General features: G+C 42.6%; 12 protein-coding genes and 1 pseudogene. All 13 read left to right on the plus strand.

The genetic code is table 11. The features are described 5' to 3' along the window. Positions 1-16 precede the first annotated feature (16 nt). The 13 genes and pseudogenes from flhB (at position 17) to Q7674_RS11455 (ending at position 14,341) form a co-directional block, all read left to right on the plus strand. On the plus strand, positions 17-1,147 hold the full coding sequence (gene flhB, locus Q7674_RS11395; protein WP_045063846.1) for a flagellar biosynthesis protein FlhB: 1,131 nt from the start codon (positions 17-19) through the stop codon (positions 1,145-1,147). A 350-nt stretch (positions 1,148-1,497) separates the two neighbouring features. Next, positions 1,498-3,594: a flagellar biosynthesis protein FlhA gene (flhA, locus tag Q7674_RS11400; RefSeq protein WP_042116779.1), complete on the plus strand. Its 2,097-nt coding sequence runs from the start codon at positions 1,498-1,500 to the stop codon at positions 3,592-3,594. Between the two features lie 51 nt (positions 3,595-3,645). Next, positions 3,646-5,355: a flagellar biosynthesis GTPase FlhF gene (gene flhF, locus Q7674_RS11405; RefSeq protein ID WP_305423784.1), complete on the plus strand. Its 1,710-nt coding sequence runs from the start codon at positions 3,646-3,648 to the stop codon at positions 5,353-5,355. Continuing rightward, positions 5,348-6,238, plus strand: a pseudogene (locus Q7674_RS11410) (MinD/ParA family protein). Before flhF ends, Q7674_RS11410 begins: the two are co-directional and overlap by 8 nt. After that, positions 6,231-6,953: an RNA polymerase sigma factor FliA gene (locus tag Q7674_RS11415; protein WP_045063843.1), complete on the plus strand. Its 723-nt coding sequence runs from the start codon at positions 6,231-6,233 to the stop codon at positions 6,951-6,953. The pseudogene Q7674_RS11410 and the gene Q7674_RS11415 overlap by 8 nt, the downstream one beginning before the upstream one ends. 63 nt (positions 6,954-7,016) lie before the next feature. Then, the gene (cheY, locus tag Q7674_RS11420) at positions 7,017-7,388 is read left to right on the plus strand and encodes a chemotaxis response regulator CheY (protein ID WP_005370326.1); all 372 of its coding nucleotides are present in this window, start codon (positions 7,017-7,019) and stop codon (positions 7,386-7,388) included. 32 nt (positions 7,389-7,420) lie between these two features. Continuing rightward, the gene (locus Q7674_RS11425; protein ID WP_008986464.1) at positions 7,421-8,140 is read left to right on the plus strand and encodes a protein phosphatase CheZ; all 720 of its coding nucleotides are present in this window, start codon (positions 7,421-7,423) and stop codon (positions 8,138-8,140) included. Between the two features lie 9 nt (positions 8,141-8,149). Then, a complete protein-coding gene (locus Q7674_RS11430) occupies positions 8,150-10,426 on the plus strand; it encodes a chemotaxis protein CheA (RefSeq protein ID WP_305423786.1) in 2,277 nt (758 codons plus the stop codon). A gap of 59 nt (positions 10,427-10,485) precedes the next feature. Next, positions 10,486-11,658 carry a protein-glutamate methylesterase/protein-glutamine glutaminase gene (locus tag Q7674_RS11435; protein ID WP_045063841.1) on the plus strand — a complete coding sequence of 391 codons (1,173 nt, stop codon included), beginning with the start codon at positions 10,486-10,488 and terminating at the stop codon, positions 11,656-11,658. 10 nt (positions 11,659-11,668) lie between these two features. Further along, positions 11,669-12,445: a ParA family protein gene (locus Q7674_RS11440; protein ID WP_045063840.1), complete on the plus strand. Its 777-nt coding sequence runs from the start codon at positions 11,669-11,671 to the stop codon at positions 12,443-12,445. After that, positions 12,438-13,388, plus strand: a complete 951-nt coding sequence (locus Q7674_RS11445; protein ID WP_045063839.1) for a chemotaxis protein CheW — start codon at positions 12,438-12,440, stop codon at positions 13,386-13,388. Before Q7674_RS11440 ends, Q7674_RS11445 begins: the two co-directional genes overlap by 8 nt. Positions 13,389-13,412: 24 nt before the next feature. Continuing rightward, the gene (locus Q7674_RS11450) at positions 13,413-13,907 is read left to right on the plus strand and encodes a chemotaxis protein CheW (RefSeq protein ID WP_008986469.1); all 495 of its coding nucleotides are present in this window, start codon (positions 13,413-13,415) and stop codon (positions 13,905-13,907) included. Then, complete coding sequence (locus Q7674_RS11455; protein WP_008986470.1) at positions 13,907-14,341, plus strand: DUF2802 domain-containing protein; 435 nt, start codon at positions 13,907-13,909, stop codon at positions 14,339-14,341. The genes Q7674_RS11450 and Q7674_RS11455 overlap by 1 nt, the downstream gene beginning before the upstream one ends. Positions 14,342-14,343 lie beyond the last annotated feature (2 nt).

Below are 14,343 nucleotides of genomic sequence, written 5' to 3' on the forward strand. Positions count from 1 at the left end.
CTGGGAGTAGATCAGAATGTCTGATTCAGATGGTCAAGAACGTACCGAAGACGCCACGCCCAGACGGCTTGAGCAGGCAAGAGAAAAAGGCCAAGTTCCACGCTCAAGAGAATTAGCTTCCGTTGCGGTATTGGTGTCTGGCGCTGTAGGTTTAATGTGGTTTGGTGATGGGCTAAGTAAAGCACTCGGTCAGATCATGATAGCTATGTTTAGCTTAACCCGTGAAGATATTTTCGATCTTGATCGGTTATTCGTCATTATTTTTGATGCGATTGTTCATATCCTATTGCCGTTAGCGTTAGTGCTCATTTTCTTATTCTTTGCCGCTTTTATCGGTGCTGCGGGCGTTGGTGGCGTTCGATTCTCTACGCAAGCAGCAATGCCGAAGTTTTCCAAAATGAATCCTATTAGCGGCATAAAACGTATGTTTGGGATGCAAAGTTGGGTTGAACTTATTAAGTCGATATTAAAAGTCGGCCTAGTAGGTAGTGTTGCTTGTTATTTAATCTATTCAAGCTTAGAAGACTTTTTCCAATTAAGCATAGAGGTCTTTCCTGCTAATTATTTTCATGCACTCGATATCTTATTAAATTTCGTATTGCTTATTTGTTGTTCATTATTGATTGTGGTAGCGATTGATGTGCCATTTCAGATATGGAATTTCAATCAACAATTAAAAATGACTAAGCAAGAAATTAAAGATGAATATAAAGATTCGGAAGGTAAGCCTGAAGTAAAAGGGCGTATTCGAATGTTGCAGCGTGAAATGGCACAGCGTCGAATGATGGCTGATGTTCCGCAGGCTGACGTAGTTATTACTAACCCCGAACACTTTTCAGTCGCGCTACGCTATGATCCTAAATTAGATTCAGCGCCAGTGGTTATTGCCAAAGGGGGCGATCATCTTGCTCTTAAAATACGAGAGGTTGCGAATAAACATAATATTGATATTGTGCCAGCCGCACCGCTTGCGCGTGCTATTTACTATACAACTGAATTAGAACAACAAATTCCTGATGGACTCTTTGTAGCGGTAGCACAAGTACTGGCGTATGTATTCCAATTAAAAGAGTACCGGAAGGGTAAAGGCAAGAAACCAACCTTATCGAAAGCGGCAACCGACATTCCAGAAGAACTTCGTCATTAATATTTATGTTAATAGTCTGAAGGCAATTATTCACTGAATGCTTGTTCATATTAAAGATTTCAATATTCCATGATGGAATAATTTCATTTAGTAAAGTTGATAGTGAGTTTAATTTAGAGATTAGACACAAGCTCACAAATTAAAGTCATATTTAGAGATCGCCAGAAAATATTTGATAGACTTTTTTTGTGTCAAAAAAATGACTTATTTGTAAGGCATGATTATTGCTTTACCTTATATTATGCATTCATGGTTCTTCGTCTTTATTAAATAATGGATTATTTAATGATCTTCTCTGTTAATAAAACGAACTCGAATACCAATAATAGAAGAATAGATCACTAGACAGAATGAAGCTCTCAATTCCTTTTGCAGACAAACTGCCATTAGCCAACTTAAAGTCGATGCCATCCATTGGCGCACCTGTCATGGTATTGGCAACCTTGGCAATGGTGGTATTGCCAATGCCACCATTGTTATTGGATATGACGTTTACCTTTAATATCGCCCTTTCTCTGGTGGTGCTGTTGGTAACTGTGTATACCCGTCGTCCGTTGGACTTTGCTGCATTCCCGACTGTTTTGCTTATCGCTACATTGTTACGTTTAGCACTTAACGTGGCCTCAACACGTGTTGTTTTACTTCATGGTCATGAAGGGCCAGATGCTGCTGGACAGGTAATTGATGCATTTGGCTCGGTGGTGATTGGTGGTAACTATGCGGTTGGTTTAGTGGTCTTCCTGATTTTGATGATCATTAACTTTATGGTTGTTACCAAAGGTGCGGGACGTATTTCAGAAGTTAGTGCTCGCTTTACTCTTGATGCCTTACCGGGTAAGCAAATGGCAATTGATGCTGATTTAAACGCAGGTTTAATCGATCAAGAGCAAGCGCGTACTCGTCGATTTGAAGTGACCAAAGAAGCGGACTTCTACGGTTCAATGGACGGTGCTTCTAAGTTCGTTAAAGGTGATGCCATTGCAGGTATTTTGATCCTATTTATCAACATCATTGGTGGTTTGATCATTGGTATGAGCCAACATGGTTTAACCTTTGGCTCTGCAATAGAAATCTATAGCCTGTTAACTATAGGTGATGGCTTGGTCGCACAGATCCCATCGCTACTACTTTCTATTGCTGCTGCGATGATGGTGACTCGTCAAAATACTGACGAGGACATGGGCCAACAGATGTATTTCCAAATGTTTAATAACCCGCAAGCACTTATTATTACTGGGGTTATTTTATTTGTAATGGGTATCGTCCCGGGCATGCCTCATATTCCATTTCTTTTATTAGCAGCCATGATAGGTGCTGCTGCGTATTGGCGAGTGAAGAAAGATAAAGAAGCTGCATTGGTGGAGAAAGAGCCTGCAGCTACTGAGTTAGCACCTACTCAGCCGTTAAAAGAGCTGTCATGGGACGATGTTCAGCCTGTCGATACAATTGGCTTAGAAGTGGGCTATCGCCTTATTTCCATGGTCGATAAAGATCAAGGTGGTGAGCTTCTTGAGCGTGTGAAAGGGGTACGTAAGAAATTATCGCAAGATTTTGGCTTCCTGATCCCTCCTGTACATATTCGAGATAACTTGGAGTTACCACCTAATAGTTACCGTATTAGTTTAATGGGGGTTGCCTGTGGTGAGGCTAATATTCACCCTAAAATGGATTTAGCCATTAACCCGGGGCAAGTGTTTGGCTCCATTGATGGTGAAATGACTACCGATCCAGCGTTTGGACTAGAAGCTGTTTGGGTACAAGACTCACAGCGTGAACATGCGCAGGCCTTAGGCTATACCGTTGTTGATTCTGCCACTGTACTAGCGACTCACTTAAGCCAGTTATTAACGAATAACGCATCACAACTATTAGGCCATGAAGAAGTACAAAACCTATTAGAAATGTTAGGTCAAAGTGCGCCGAAATTGGTCGATGGTTTTGTACCCGATCAACTCCCATTGGGTGTGGTCGTGAAAGTGATGCAGAATTTGTTAAATGAAGCTATTCCACTGCGTGATATTCGAACCATCGTTCAAACCTTGTCGGAGTATTCAAGCAAGAGTCAAGATCCTGACATTCTAACAGCGGCAGTACGTATAGGTTTGAAACGATTAATTTGCCAAGAAATCAATGGTATAGAGGTTGAGTTACCAGTGATAACTTTAGTTCCTGAGTTGGAACAAATATTGCATCAAACCATGCAATCTGCTGGTGGTGAATCTTCAGGTATTGAACCTGGCCTCGCTGAGCGTTTGCAGCGTTCATTAACTGAAGCCACACAGCAACAAGAATTGAAAGGTGAGCCTGCCGTATTACTTACTTCAGGTGTATTGCGTTCGACATTAGCTAAATTTGTTAAAAATACAATTCCAAGCCTACGGGTTTTGTCGTATCAGGAAGTCCCTGATGAAAAACAAATTCGCATTGTGAATGCAGTGGGTAATTGATGTTAGTGGTTGTTGATGCGGCCTAAGCACTTTCTGACATAGGACGATATTTTGAAGATTAAACGATTTTTTGCCAAGGACATGAGGACGGCACTTAGCGAAGTCAAAGAAGAGCTTGGGCCTGATGCTGTCATTATGTCGAATAAGAAAGTCTCGGGTGGTGTTGAGATTGTTGCTGCTGTTGATGTAGATACAACCCCACAACCATCGAGTACTCATCACCGCTCTCGTGAAGAAGCGTCACAAGGTTTAAGTCAAGCAAGACGAAAACTGGCAGATGATAAGGTGCAGTTGAATCAATCAACAGCGCAAAAGTTTGCTAGCGTGCTGCAAAACTATGCCTCATCACAAGAGCAAAAAGACCAACCAAGCGAAGTTGACTCATTAAGTGCATTGCTTGATCGCCAGTCTAAACTGCGTGAGCAAGGTGATAGCCATAGTTTGTATGGTGAATCTCACGGCTATCGTGAAGAAGAGGAAAACATGTCGCGTCATTACCAACGCGATATGCTGCAGCCCCAAAAAGCAAGTGGCTATTCACGTTACGCTGATACCTTTTATCCCGAAAACCAACCGCGTGATAAGCGCTCATCAATGAATGGGAATGGCTCCTCATTTAAGCGTTATCAGCCAGAAACAAATAAACATAGCTTAGATATTGGAGATTACCGTCGCCCATCATCAAAGCAATATGAACGAGATTTATCAGTCGGTCGTGGTTTATTTGATAACCATGACAATGGGGTAAATGGACGCGATAAAGCATCACATAAGCCTCGCTTAGATCCAACACGTTACGAATCGAAAGCTCAGCCAAGTCAAGATGAGCTAGATCAAGTGCGATCTGAAATGATCTCGATACGTCGTTTACTTGAACATCAACTATCAGGCTTGATGTGGCAAGAAGTCGAACGTCGTGAGCCAATGCGCGCCATGATGATCAAGCGCCTTGAGAAAATGGGCTTATCAGAACAATTAGCCGATCAATTGGCTTGCTACATCCCTGAAGATATTCAGCCTAACGAAGCATGGCAAGCATTACTCGATTTATTATCAGATCAAATCATCACAACCGATGATTGTATTTTAGAAAGTGGTGGCGTTGTTGCCCTACTTGGCCCGACAGGGGTTGGTAAAACCACCACTATTGCAAAATTAGCCGCACGTGCCGCAATGGAGTATGGCCCAGAGCAAATCGCCTTGGTAACGACAGATACTTATCGTATCGGTGCTCATGAGCAGTTAGCAACTTATGGTCGAATTATGGGCTGTCCGGTAAGAGTTGCTAAAGATGCTGAAGAGCTTGCCGATATACTTCATCAGTTGCGCCATCGTCGCCTTGTATTGCTTGATACAGCAGGGATGGGACAACGTGATATCCGGCTATCTGAACAGCTAGATACTTTAATGAAAAACAGCGGAGCACATATTCGGAGCTACCTAGTGATGCCTGCAACATCACAGCGTCGAGTATTACAGGAAACCATTGAGCATTTCCGTCGTATTCCGTTATCTGGTTGTGTACTGACCAAGCTAGATGAATCACTCAGTTTAGGTGAAATCATTTGTGTCGCAGTGCAAAACGCATTACCGATCGCTTATTTAGCTGATGGTCAGCGTGTCCCAGAAGATATAAAGATTGCGTCGGGGAATTACTTAGTTTCACGAGCAAACGAATTATTGGAGTTAGAGATAAGCCAGCAATCACATTTCTGGTCTAGTGATAGTTCAGATAATAAGGCGGCAGATTATTATGATTGAGAGCAGAATGTACGATCAAGCAAGCGGTTTACGTCGAATGACTCAGCTAACATCAACAAAAGTGATCACAGTCACTGGCGGTAAAGGCGGAGTAGGTAAAACCAATGTGACACTGAATATGGCAATGTCGATGGCGCGTCAAGGTAAGCGTGTCATGGTGCTCGATGCCGATTTAGGTCTTGCGAATGTTGATGTGATGCTAGGTTTACGTGCTGGACGTAACTTATCTCACGTTCTTGCTGGTATATGTGAGCTTGAAGATATCATTATCGAAGGTCCATACGGCTTAAAAATTATTCCTGCCGCATCAGGTACCCAAAACATGGCTGAGTTAACGCCTGCACAGCACGCAGGGTTAATTCGTGCTTTTGGTAACTTGCAAGACGATCTGGATTTCTTATTGGTTGATACTGCTGCTGGTATTTCAGATATGGTGCTGAGCTTTGCTCGCGCAGCGCAAGATGTATTAGTGGTTGTTTGTGATGAACCGACTTCGATCACTGACGCTTACGCGCTGATCAAAATTTTAAGCCGTGAATACGATGTTCAGCGTTTTAAAATTGTGGCAAACATGGTGCGCAGTTACCGTGAAGGGCGTGAACTGTTTACTAAGCTGACGCGAGTTACTGAACGTTTCTTAGATGCAAATCTTGAATTAGTTGCTTGTATTCCCCTTGATGATAGCGTGCGCCAAGCAGTGAAACGTCAGAAAATTGTGGTTGAAGCTTTCCCACGAAGCCCTGCGGCATTGGCGTTAAATTCACTATCAACTAAAGCAATGACATGATCAATTCCACACAACCCAGGTGGACATTTGGAGTTCTTTGTTGAGCGTTTACTTGTAAAACGTCCACAAGCCATGGAGGTGCCATATAGTGAATAAAGCGATGGCTTATGCCCAATATCAGCAAAGCCCACAAGCATTTATCGAACGTTACTCATCATTAGTTAAACGTATTGCGCATCATTTAATGGTGCGCTTACCACCTAGTGTGTTGGTAGAAGATTTAATTCAAGCTGGCATGATTGGCTTGCTTGAAGCCCAGCAAAATTATGATCCAACCAAAGGCGCAAGTTTTGAAACTTTCGCTGGTATTCGTATTCGTGGTGCGATGTTGGATGATATTCGTCGTGGTGACTGGGTTCCTCGCTCGGTATACAAAAATAGCCGAAAGATAAGTGAAGCTATTTCTCACCTTGAAAATGAATTAGGACGAGATCCAAACGACCAAGAAATTGCGCAATATCTCGATATGCCGTTAGAACAGTACCATCAAGCATTAAATGATGTTAATTGTGGACGATTAGTGGGTATTAGCGATCTTGGTGTAGCTGAAGATTCAGTAGCGAATGAAGAAAGTATTGAAGAAAATGCACCTTTTCAAGATGTTGCTGATGATAGCTTTCGTGCATCGTTAGCAGAAGCTATCAAAACGCTACCTGAGCGTGAAGCTTTGGTGCTCTCACTTTATTACGACGAAGAGCTGAATTTAAAAGAAATTGGCGCAGTAATTGGTGTCAGTGAATCACGAATTTGTCAGATACACAGCCAAGCCATGCAACGATTACGTGCCAAATTAACAGCATGGACTGCTTAAGATTAATTATTTATAGAACTAGAAGAACGCTGGCTCTCAGTGGAGGCAAACTTGAATAAAAATATGAAAATCCTCATTGTTGATGACTTCTCAACAATGCGCCGTATTGTTAAAAATCTGCTTCGTGATTTAGGTTTTAACAACACGTTAGAAGCGGATGATGGATTAACGGCATTGCCAATGCTTAAGAAAGGCGATTTTGATTTTGTTGTAACAGATTGGAATATGCCGGGTATGCAAGGTATCGATCTTCTTCGTCACATTCGTTCTGATGATCAACTAAAACACCTTCCTGTACTTATGATCACAGCAGAAGCTAAGCGTGAGCAGATCATTGAAGCTGCACAAGCAGGTGTTAATGGTTACATTGTTAAGCCATTTACTGCTGCAACGTTAAAAGAAAAATTGGATAAAATTTTCGAGCGCTTACAGTAACCATCAGCTGCAAATAAGGATTATAACGAAGCATGATTTCACTGGAACAGGCAAAAGAGCTTGTCAGCTTGCTAGAAAATGGACAACAAGCTGAAGCAAATTCGCTTGTACAAACATTAGTTGCAGAAAGCCACGAACCAATGTTTGCTGAGGTGGGGAAAATCACTCGTCAGTTACATGATTCTTTGATTAATTTTCGTCTTGATCCTAGGATCAATGACTTAGCACGAAATGATATTCCTGATGCTCGTGATCGATTGCTTTATGTGATTGATAAAACGGAAGAAGCAGCCAATAAAACCATGGATGCAGTTGAAAGTACTTTACCCATTGCTGATCAATTGCATAACACCTTATTGCAAGTGCATCCGCAGTGGCAACGCTTAATGGCTGGTAAGATCGGCCTAAGTGAGTTTAAAGCGTTATGCCACGATATTGATTTACTGCTTGTTCAAGTGGAAGGTGATAGCAGCACGTTGCGCAATCACCTTACCGATATTCTGATGGCTCAGGACTATCAAGATCTTACCGGACAAATTATTCGACGCGTGATTGAATTAGTACACGAAGTTGAAGATCGGTTAGTTGAAATTCTTAAAGCGTTTGGCATGGAGCAAGACTCGAAAACTGTGGTTGATGATAAAGCAGCAGCCTTAAAGCCTGAGGGGCCAATTATCAATCCAGAGCAGCGTAATGATGTGGTTGAATCACAAGATGACGTTGATGATTTACTTTCGAGTCTTGGATTTTAGGGGAAATTTATGAGCTTTGATTTAGACGAAGATATCCTGCAGGACTTTTTGATTGAAGCAGGTGAAATTCTTGAGTTGCTTTCAGAACAATTAGTAGAGCTTGAACGAAGCCCTGATGATTCCGAGTTACTAAATGCGATTTTCCGTGGCTTCCATACGGTAAAAGGCGGTGCTGGTTTTCTTTCACTCACTGAGTTAGTGGATGCCTGTCACGGTGCGGAGAACGTGTTTGACTTGCTTCGTACTGGAAAACGTAGCGTCACTTCCGATTTGATGGACGTTATTTTAGAAGCGTTAGACTGTATTAACGTGATGTTCGAACAGGTGAAAGCCCATGAACCGCTTGATCGTGCTGAGCAACGCTTACTTGATGCGCTTCATTTCTATAGCCAGCCACCTACAGCTGGCGAATCTGTAGCGCCTATAGCCAGCGAGCCGACGTTCTCTGAAGAAGTTCAAGAGCAGCCTATTATCAACAATGTTGAGCCTGAACCTGTTGTATCAGCGACTGAAGACAGCGTAACAGCAGGTGATAGCGTTGATGATATGACGCAAGATGAGTTCGATCGATTACTGGATGAATTACATGGCTCAGGTCAAGGTCCATCATCCGGTGTTTCTCCTGAATCAACAGCACAAGCTAATGTCACTGCACAAATTGAATTTGATAGCGGTGACATTACCGACGATGAATTTGAACGTTTATTAGATGAATTACACGGTTCAGGTAAAGGGCCGGGTAATAGTCAGTATGCGTCAGCATCTGCAACGTCATCAGCGGCACCTAGTGCTTCTGATAATACATCAACATCCTCTGTACCTGATGATACTGGTGCTGGGGATAGTGATGATCTCATGACCGATGATGAATTTGAACGTTTGTTGGATGAGCTTCACGGGGTGGGTAAAGGCCCATCGCCTGAAGAGCAAGCGTTAGCGGCACAATCTGCAGCAAATAGCTTAACTGAGGTTGAAACACCAAAACCTGAACCTGTTGTGAGAGCAGAGCCTACTCAACAGCCAGTAACTACACCAACCTCAGCATCGGCGGCGCATCAACCGCCAGCAGAAATAGCAGCTAAACCGATTGCGGTAAAAGAAAAAGCCAAGCCGCAAGCCGAAGCGACAGTGCGTGTCGATACTTCTACCTTAGATACCATCATGAATATGGTGGGTGAATTGGTATTAGTGCGTAACCGTTTAGTTAGCCTTGGTTTAAATACCAACGATGAAGAAATGTCGAAGGCAGTCTCTAACCTTGATGTCGTTACCGCTGATCTGCAAGGTGCGGTAATGAAAACCCGCATGCAGCCAATTAAGAAAGTCTTTGGTCGTTTCCCTCGCGTTGTACGTGATTTAGCGCGTAGTTTAAATAAAGACATCGTCCTTGAAATGCGTGGTGAAGAGACTGACTTAGATAAGAACTTAGTGGAGGCGTTAGCCGATCCATTGGTTCACTTAGTGCGTAACTCGGTTGATCACGGCATTGAAATGCCAGATGTGCGTGAACAGAAGGGTAAGCCTCGTACCGGTACGGTTTTACTTTCTGCTTCTCAAGAAGGTGATCACATCTTGCTGACCATTGAAGATGATGGTGGCGGTATGGATGCTGAAAAGTTACGTAATATCGCTGTAGAGCGTGGTGTGATGGATGCTGATTCAGCATCTCGTTTAACGGATAGTGAGGCCTATAATCTCATTTTTGCACCAGGTTTCTCGACCAAAAAAGAAATCTCTGATATTTCTGGTCGTGGTGTTGGTATGGACGTCGTGAAAACCGGTATTAACCAGTTAAATGGTTCAATTCATATTGATTCTGTACTCGGTAAAGGTACAAGAATTGATATTAAAGTACCGCTGACGTTAGCAATATTACCGACTCTAATGGTAGGCGTAGGTGAGCAACCATTTGCTCTACCATTGGCTAGCGTGAATGAGATCTTCCACCTTGATCTAAATAAAACCAACACCGTTGATGGTCAGCTTACGATTATCGTACGTGAGAAAGCGATCCCGTTATTCTATCTACAGGATTGGTTATCTGGCGTAACGGCTGGTGCGAAGAAAGATCGTGGTCATGGTCATGTGGTGATTGTTCAAATAGGTCATCAACGTATCGGCTTTGTGGTTGATACACTAATTGGTCAAGAAGAAGTGGTGATCAAGCCGCTAGATAGCTTATTACAAGGTACGCCGGGTATGGCAGGTGCAACCATTACCAGTGATGGTCATATCGCCTTGATCCTTGATGTACCAAGCCTGTTAAAACATTACGCAGGTCATTAATTTAAATAATAAAAAGGGGGCAATGACCCCCTTTAAGAGTTTCAACGGGATGAAGTGACATGGCAGTTAAAGTATTAGTAGTTGATGACTCAAGTTTTTTCCGTCGACGTGTGAGTGAAATCATTAATGCTGACAGTCGATTAGAAGTCGTTGGTAATGCAGTAAATGGCAAAGAAGCGGTTGAATTAGCCCAAAAGCTACAACCTGACGTGATCACCATGGATATTGAAATGCCTGTAATGGATGGTATAACGGCAGTCCGTGAGATCATGAAAGTTTCGCCAACTCCGATTTTAATGTTTTCATCACTGACGCATGATGGTGCAAAAGCAACGTTAGATGCGCTTGATGCGGGCGCGCTTGATTTCTTACCTAAGAAATTTGAAGACATTGCTCGCAATCGTGATGAAGCGGTAGAGCTATTACAAAAACGTGTCGCAGAATTAGCACGTAAGCGTATTTTTATGCGAAGAAGTGCGGTTACTCGACCTTCAACGCCAGCAAGTTCATCGTTAACGAGTAGTGTCTCTAAACCTTCTTCTTTGACTTCTCGTTTAAATACAGAGCCAACGTCGTCGCTTGCATCGAACAGAACAACACCTACAGCTCGTTCATCTGCAATAAAACCAGCATTACGCTTTAAAGCATCAGGGAAGAAATATCAGATAGTTGCAATTGGTACTTCAACGGGAGGGCCTGTTGCGCTGCAGAAAATTTTAACTAAATTACCAGCAAACTTCCCATATCCTATTGTGCTAATTCAACACATGCCAGCGACGTTTACTGCGGCATTTGCTGCGCGTTTAGATCACCTTTGTAAGATCCGTGTGAAAGAAGCAGAAAATGGCGATGTACTAAAACCGGGTACTGCATATCTAGCCCCAGGTGGTAAGCAAATGATGCTTGATGGTCGACCAGGTGCTGCACGTTTACGTATCATCGATAGTGGTGAGCGTATGAATTATAAGCCTTGCGTTGATGTAACGTTTGGCTCTGCAGCTAAGGTTTACCAAGATAAAGTGCTATCCATGGTGTTAACTGGTATGGGCGCTGATGGTCGTGATGGCGCAAGAATGTTAAAAAATAGTGGCTCAACGATTTGGGCACAAGATGAAGAAAGTTGTGTTGTATACGGAATGCCGCAAGCTGTTGCAAAAGCGGGGATTTCAAGTCATGACTTACCTTTAGATCGCATCGCTGAATGTATTTTAATTGAGCTAGGTTTACAGTGAGGATTCAAGGTTGATCGTTTGGAGTATTGCTAATCAAAAAGGTGGTGTTGGTAAAACAACAACAACCATTACATTAGCAGGCTTGCTGAGTGAGCAGAATAAGCGTGTCTTATTAGTCGATACCGACCCACACGCTTCTTTAACAACGTATTTAAATTTCGACTCAGAGCAAGTCCCCGATAGCTTATTTGATTTATTCCAACTACCAGAAGTCAATAAAGCCAGTGTGAAGCCTCTGATCTTAAATACAGAATTTAGTAATATCGACATTATTCCGGCTCATATGTCACTCGCCACCCTTGATCGTGTTATGGGTAATCGAAGTGGTATGGGGCTGGTGCTGAAAAAAGCATTGCACAGTTTGGCAGATGAATACGATTATGTACTTATTGATTGTCCGCCAATTTTAGGTGTGATGATGGTTAATGCATTAGCTGCAAGTAACCGTATTTTAATTCCAGTACAGACAGAATTTCTGGCGATGAAAGGATTAGAGCGAATGATGCGAACTTTGCAGATCATGCAGCGTTCAAAACCGTCGGGCTTTAATGTCACCATAGTGCCAACGATGTACGACAAACGGACGCGTGCGTCATTACAGACATTGAAAGAGTTAAAACATCGCTTTCCAGAGCAAGTGTGGGCATCAGCCATTCCGATCGATACTAAGTTTCGTGATGCCAGCATTAAGCATATGCCGCCGTCATTGTACGCGCGCAGTTGTCGTGGTGTTTTTGCGTATAAAACTTTATTGAAGTATGTGGAACGGTTAGAAAATCATGCATAGTAAGCCACTATCGAGTGATCAGGCATTAGATGATTATTTCTTTGATTTGTTAGAAGAATCGAATGACGCTGCTGTGTCCACAGAAGTACAAGACTCTGCTTTACACATTGATCAGCCCGATATTGAACAGGTTGAAGTTACAACACCTGCTATTTTGCCGAAAATGAAGTCTGTACAACCCAATATACAGCTTGAAACTGAGTATGTTGAACCAACAAAGTTTCAAGATATCGAACGCTTATTAAGTCGAGTGGATGAAATTGATATTGGTGATATTCAACAAAATGTCGAGCCAATTGCAAATCAGCCACAAATAAAGCAGGAACAGCCCCAGATTGTCGCTGAAGAACTAACTTCAATTAAAGAGCTTAACGAACCAGAAATCGCTCAAGTAGAAGTGGTGGTTGAGACCCCAATTGAAACCCCGACAGTGGAAACTGAATTAGCACCATCTGCTAGTTTGATCCCACCAGAGCAATGGACACATCATGGTACAGAGCAAGCCTTTCAAGCCTTGTTCTTTGAAGTTAACGGCGTGATGTTTGCGGTCGCATTAACAGAGCTAGGTGGGATACATCAATTAGCTGAGTTAAACCGTTTGTTAGGGCGTCCTAGTTGGTATCTTGGTTTGCAATCAAGCCGTGATCAAAAATTAGATGTTGTTGATACGGCGCGCTGGGTTATGCCTGAGAAGTTGGTCGATGATGAGCATCGTGAAAACTATCGTTATATTGTTATGCTAGGTGAAAGCCATTGGGGGCTTGCAAGCGATAAGTTACATGGCACCAAAGTATTAGATGTTGATGATATTCGCTGGCGTGAAAAGGCAGGTAAACGTCCTTGGCTTGCGGGTATGGTAAAAGATAAAATGTGTGCGCTAATTCATGTGAATGCATTGATAGCAATGCTAAATAATGGATTAGACGTAAATAGTATTGAGTAATTCAGGACCTTAAGAGGGAATAGCATGTCACAGGTAAATATCGCTGAGATCCAAAAAGACGGAGCGAATGATCAGGTTCTGCAATGGGTGACATTTCAGCTAGAAGATGAAACTTACGGCATTAATGTAATGCAAGTTCGTGAGGTTTTACGCTATTCAGAAATCGCACCAGTACCAGGCGCGCCAGATTATGTGCTTGGTATCATTAATTTACGTGGCAACGTGGTTACTGTTATCGATACTCGTTCACGCTTTGGTTTAATGCCGGGTGAAATTTCTGACAATACAAGAATTGTGATTATTGAAGCAGAGAAGCAAGTTATTGGTATTCTTGTTGATAGTGTTGCTGAAGTCGTGTATCTACGTAGCTCAGAAATTGATAGCACGCCAAGTGTCGGTACAGAAGAGAGTGCGAAGTTTATTCAGGGTGTAAGTAACCGTGAAGGACAATTGCTGATTCTGGTTGATCTTAACAAGCTGCTATCTGACGAAGAGTGGGATGAGATGGCGTACTTGTAATGAATACAATTGTATTGCAGTGGTTACCGACGGTTATTTCCGTTTTAGCCGTGGTGATTTTTACCGTGTTATTGCTCCGAGAGCGAAAAGCACGACGCAGTTTAGAAACGAAATTTACAGCGATTGAAACAGTATTGAAAAACGCTCGTTTACAAAATGAGCGTTTAACGAAAGAGTTTAATGAACTGCGTGCAGGCACCATGGGTATGAGCCATAAATTGGCTGATATGTCGCATCAATTAGAAGTGGTGGAAGATCGTCAGACGGAAATTATGATGAATGATCCGGAAGGCCGCTTGTATAGCCGTGCCAGCAAAATGGTCGAGCTCGGTGCTGATGTTCATGAACTAATGAATGAATGCGATTTACCGAAAGCCGAAGCCGAATTACTACTGCGTTTGCAGCAAACCATGCCAAAACATCGTCGACGTTAATA

The sequence above is a fragment of the Photobacterium leiognathi genome, from assembly GCF_030685535.1.
GTDB classification, from domain to species: Bacteria; Pseudomonadota; Gammaproteobacteria; order Enterobacterales; family Vibrionaceae; genus Photobacterium; species Photobacterium leiognathi.

Bases quoted from the DNA above. Each gene is read 5' to 3' on its own strand.
- flhB (WP_045063846.1), top strand. From the start codon at position 17: ATGTCTGATTCAGATGGTCAAGAACGTACCGAAGACGCCACGCCCAGA.
- flhA (WP_042116779.1), top strand. From the start codon at position 1,498: ATGAAGCTCTCAATTCCTTTTGCAGACAAACTGCCATTAGCCAACTTA.
- cheY (WP_005370326.1), top strand. From the start codon at position 7,017: ATGAAAATCCTCATTGTTGATGACTTCTCAACAATGCGCCGTATTGTT.
- Q7674_RS11425 (WP_008986464.1), top strand. From the start codon at position 7,421: ATGATTTCACTGGAACAGGCAAAAGAGCTTGTCAGCTTGCTAGAAAAT.
- Q7674_RS11430 (WP_305423786.1), top strand. From the start codon at position 8,150: ATGAGCTTTGATTTAGACGAAGATATCCTGCAGGACTTTTTGATTGAA.
- Q7674_RS11435 (WP_045063841.1), top strand. From the start codon at position 10,486: ATGGCAGTTAAAGTATTAGTAGTTGATGACTCAAGTTTTTTCCGTCGA.
- Q7674_RS11445 (WP_045063839.1), top strand. From the start codon at position 12,438: ATGCATAGTAAGCCACTATCGAGTGATCAGGCATTAGATGATTATTTC.
- Q7674_RS11450 (WP_008986469.1), top strand. From the start codon at position 13,413: ATGTCACAGGTAAATATCGCTGAGATCCAAAAAGACGGAGCGAATGAT.
- Q7674_RS11455 (WP_008986470.1), top strand. From the start codon at position 13,907: ATGAATACAATTGTATTGCAGTGGTTACCGACGGTTATTTCCGTTTTA.